The 3,591-nt window shown below is 66.5% G+C and carries 3 protein-coding genes; all 3 read right to left on the bottom strand.

The genetic code is table 11. The features are described 5' to 3' along the window. A partial coding sequence (locus Q0672_RS12870) for a DUF4347 domain-containing protein (protein WP_298622750.1) occupies positions 1–1,934 on the bottom strand: 1,934 nt, incomplete at its 3' end. Between the two features lie 30 nt (positions 1,935–1,964). Further along, positions 1,965–2,771, bottom strand: coding sequence for an efflux RND transporter periplasmic adaptor subunit (locus Q0672_RS12865; RefSeq protein ID WP_298622748.1), 807 nt, complete (start codon positions 2,769–2,771; stop codon positions 1,965–1,967). Between the two features lie 11 nt (positions 2,772–2,782). Continuing rightward, positions 2,783–3,591 (bottom strand): TolC family protein (locus Q0672_RS12860; RefSeq protein ID WP_298622747.1); only part of this gene is annotated, 809 nt, incomplete at its 5' end.

The following is a 3,591-nucleotide window of genomic DNA, read 5'->3' as shown; positions in this document are numbered from 1 at the left end:
TTGGTGGTGATCTGGGCCTGCAGCCAGCCGCCGTTGAGGTTGGCGGGGCTGTCGGAATCGGTGACCGTCATCACCGTGTCGATGGGCGTGGCGACGGCGTTTTCGGTGTAGGCAAGGGTCTGGGCGGTGCCACCGAGCACCGGGGCGTCGTTGGTCGGCGTGATGTTGATCAGGCCGGTGTCGGATGCAGTCTCACCGGTGGCGCTCTGGGCGGTGACGGTGAAGACGCGCACCGGCGAGGTGACCGGGCTGTCGGAGGTGGCGTTGAAGGCGACCTGGCGGGCGATGCTGGTGACGACGGCGTCGTTCACCTTCGAGCCATACACCCGCACGTTGTCGATGTACATCGACGCGCCGGCGGCACGGCCACCTGAGAAGTCGTAAGTGCCCGAGACGAACACGAAGCGGTAGGTGCCGGTGGTGCCGATGGTGGCGCTGGCGGTCGCCCAGTTGGTCGAGCCGGCGGTGCTGGTGCCGGTGGCGTCGAGCACCTTGGTGGTGGCGCCGGTGGTGGTGTTGAGGATGTAGCCGAATACGTCGTAGGCGTCGTCGCCAGCATAGGCGCGCCAGTCGAAATAGATCTTGTCGCCAGCGCTGGCCGAGAAGGTGTCGCTGTACACCGCCGGGCCGTGCACGACGTCGTAGCCGGAGGCGGTAGTGATGCCGGAACTCAGCAGGCTGAGGGAACGGGTGCCTTCGGTGTATTGGCTGGTGCTGACGGTGGTGCTGTAGCTGCCGGCGGTGGACGGATAGGGGTCGTCGTTGCCGGCGTTGGCCGGGTAGGTGCCGTCATTGGGCGAGGTGAAGCCGGCGATGCTGGTGGTGCCCAGGTTGATGACCTGGTTCATGGCCGTCCAGCCGGTGAGCGAGCCGGATTCAAAACCCGAGTTCGTGAAGGTGGAGACGAAGTTGATCTTCAGCGCCTTGCCGGCGGTGCCATTTTCGGTGGCGTCGATGCTGCCGATGATGTCGCGACCAGCGCCGTTGCCGAGGTAAACCGAACTGCCCGAATACGAGATCGCGCCCGAGGCGTTCACGTCGGCGGCGTTGGTGAGCGTGAGGATGTCGGTGCTCTGGCCGTTGGTGAGGCTGAAGCGGATGTACTTGCCGTCGTAGGAGCTTCCGCCGGTGATGGTGATGTTGCTGTCCACGACAACCGCGCCGCTGCCTTCCACGTAGGTGGTGTCGTCCACCGAGGTGACGCTGGGGGCGCCCAGGAGGAAGGGATCAACGGCATCGGCGAAGGCGAGGCTGCGGGATTCGATCGCGCCGGTGGTGTATTCGAGCGTCCAGTCGCCGCCTTCCTGGGTGGCGCCGGTGGCGTCGGTGGAGGCGGCCACGTCGGCCTGGGTGATCCGGGCGATCTCGTCCACCAGGGCCTTGCCGTCGGTGCCGGTGCCGACGTCGCAGCCGTAGATCAGGATGTCGCCGTCGGCCGCGAGGCTGGAGCCGATGGCGGCCAGGGCGTCGGTGTGGGCGGCGAGGGTGGCCTGGTTGATGTGCAGGTTGCCGAGGGTGATGTCGCCCTGGTTACCGTGGGACAGGATATGGATGGACTGGATGTCGTTGCGGCCGGCAACGGCGTCCTGAATCTGCTGGAGGGCGTTGCCCGTCGGGTCGAGCACGATGACCCGGGCGCTGCCGTCGATGTTGCTGGCGAGCACGTTGGCGTTCTGCAACTGCCCGTCCACAAAGACGAGGCTGGTGGCTGATGCCGCATCAGGGGCGGAGGCGCCCACCGCAGCCGGCACGAGATCGGCCGAGCTGTCGGTGGTGGCGTCGGCGGTCACCGGATGATCGGCGGCCAGCTGGGCGACGGCTTCGGCACCTGCGGCGCCATCGAAGACGAGTCGCTGTTCAAGGGCCAGCGGGGCCGGCCCCTGGCGGTTGAGGCGGCGTTTGCCAGAGGAGCTGCGGGTCGGGTTCGAGGGCATCGTGGGCCTCCTGCTAATTCTGATGGGCGTTTATTTCGGCGAAGCGGGCGTGGAGGCAGGCGGTGCAAGCTGCACCCGCCCGCTCATGCCGGCGATCAGATCGGGGAACTGGCCGTCGATGACGGCGATGGTCTTGACGGACTGGCTGACCGGATCGACCTTGGCGCCAAGGCGGATCACCTTGGCCGGGTAGGTGCCGCCGGTTTCGTCGATCTTCACCTGGAAGCGGTAGCCATCCTTGAGCCATGCCATCCAGCGGGAGGGAACGATGAATTCCAGTTCGAGGGCGCTGTCGTCGAGGATTTCGAGAATGCCCTGACCGGGTTGGGCGAACTGTTGCTCGCGCACCTTTTGTTCGGAAACGCGGCCCGAGAAAGGCGCGGCGATCTGACACTTGGACAGGGTGGCGTTCATCAGCGAGACGTCGGCCTTGGCCTTGGCGACTTCCGATTGGGAGGTGTCCAGTTCCAGCTTGCCCACCGAGTTGAGTTCGGCCAGCCGGCGGTTGGCGGCGAAGGTCTTCTCGGCTGCGGTCAGCGAGGCTTTCGCCTTGTTGAGCTGGGCGGCCTGCAACGAGCAGTCCAGGACGATCAGCACCTGACCGGCTTTGAAGCGCTCACCTTCGCGTACCGCGATGCGATTGACCTTCGCCCCGACTTCGGCGGCGAGGGTGGTGAATCGCCGGGGCGAGAGTTGGGCGCGGATGTCCTGACGGTCAAGGGCTGGGGCCGTAGCGGCGGCACCCGGCGGCGGGGGCGGGTTGCCCCGCGGCGGCACCTGGGCCCAGGCGCCGATGACGGAGGCGCCCAAGGCGATGGCAAGCATGGAACGGAACATGGAGAGCCTCTTCAGGGAGCGGTCTTGGGCGGGACGGCGGCGAGGGCGAGGCGCTTCATCTGGCCCATCGAGCGTTCGTGGATGTCGGCGATGGACCAAGCGGCGTTGCTGACCTTGGGTTCGCCGATGCCCTGTGCGGCCGAGATGTTCGACCACGCAAAGCCGCGTGCCGCGATCGGCGTCGCCGAAACCGGCGCGACGGAGGCAGGCTGCTCGCCATCGACGGCCGTGGTGCGTTCCCCTTCGGAGGCGGCATCGGCTTTCGGTGCCGGCGCCGCGGCGGGAGGTTGCAGGGCGTCGCCCCGGTTCCACTGCTCCATGCTGTTCTCGACGTTGCGGCGCAGATCCGACAGGGAGGTGTCGTTCAGGCTGGCGATCTCGGGTTCCAGCCCGAGGGTGGACTGGATGCGGCTGCTGGCGGCGTAGAGCTGGCTGAGCGCCTGGTAGCGGCGGAGCAGACTGACGATGGCCGAGGTGTTGCTGAAGATCAGGTCGAGGCGGCCTTTGGTGGCGGCGTCCTCGCGGCTCTTGCTGTGTTCGAAGATGCGCTGGTCGACGGTGTAGATGGAGTCGGCGCGTTCGAGCAGCTTGTAGGCGTTTTCGTATTGTTGGCGGGCCAGATGAACCTGGGCCAGAACCGCCATCTGGGTGGCCATGCGGCGGTGTTCGGCGAGTTTTTCCGAGGATTCGTTGAACTTGATGGCGGCCGGGGCGGACAGCAAGGTGAAGAGGTTCCAGCTGATCTGGGCGCCGGCTTCCTGCCAGGAGTTGTGGATCAGGTAGCTGTTGGTGTCGTGGCGCAGGCTGTAGTTGAAGGAGA

Source organism: uncultured Zoogloea sp., assembly GCF_937894855.1.
Lineage (GTDB): Bacteria > Pseudomonadota > Gammaproteobacteria > Burkholderiales > Rhodocyclaceae > Zoogloea > Zoogloea oryzae.
Note: the sequence above shows the minus strand (reverse complement) of the source record. Positions and strands in the feature narration are given on the sequence as shown.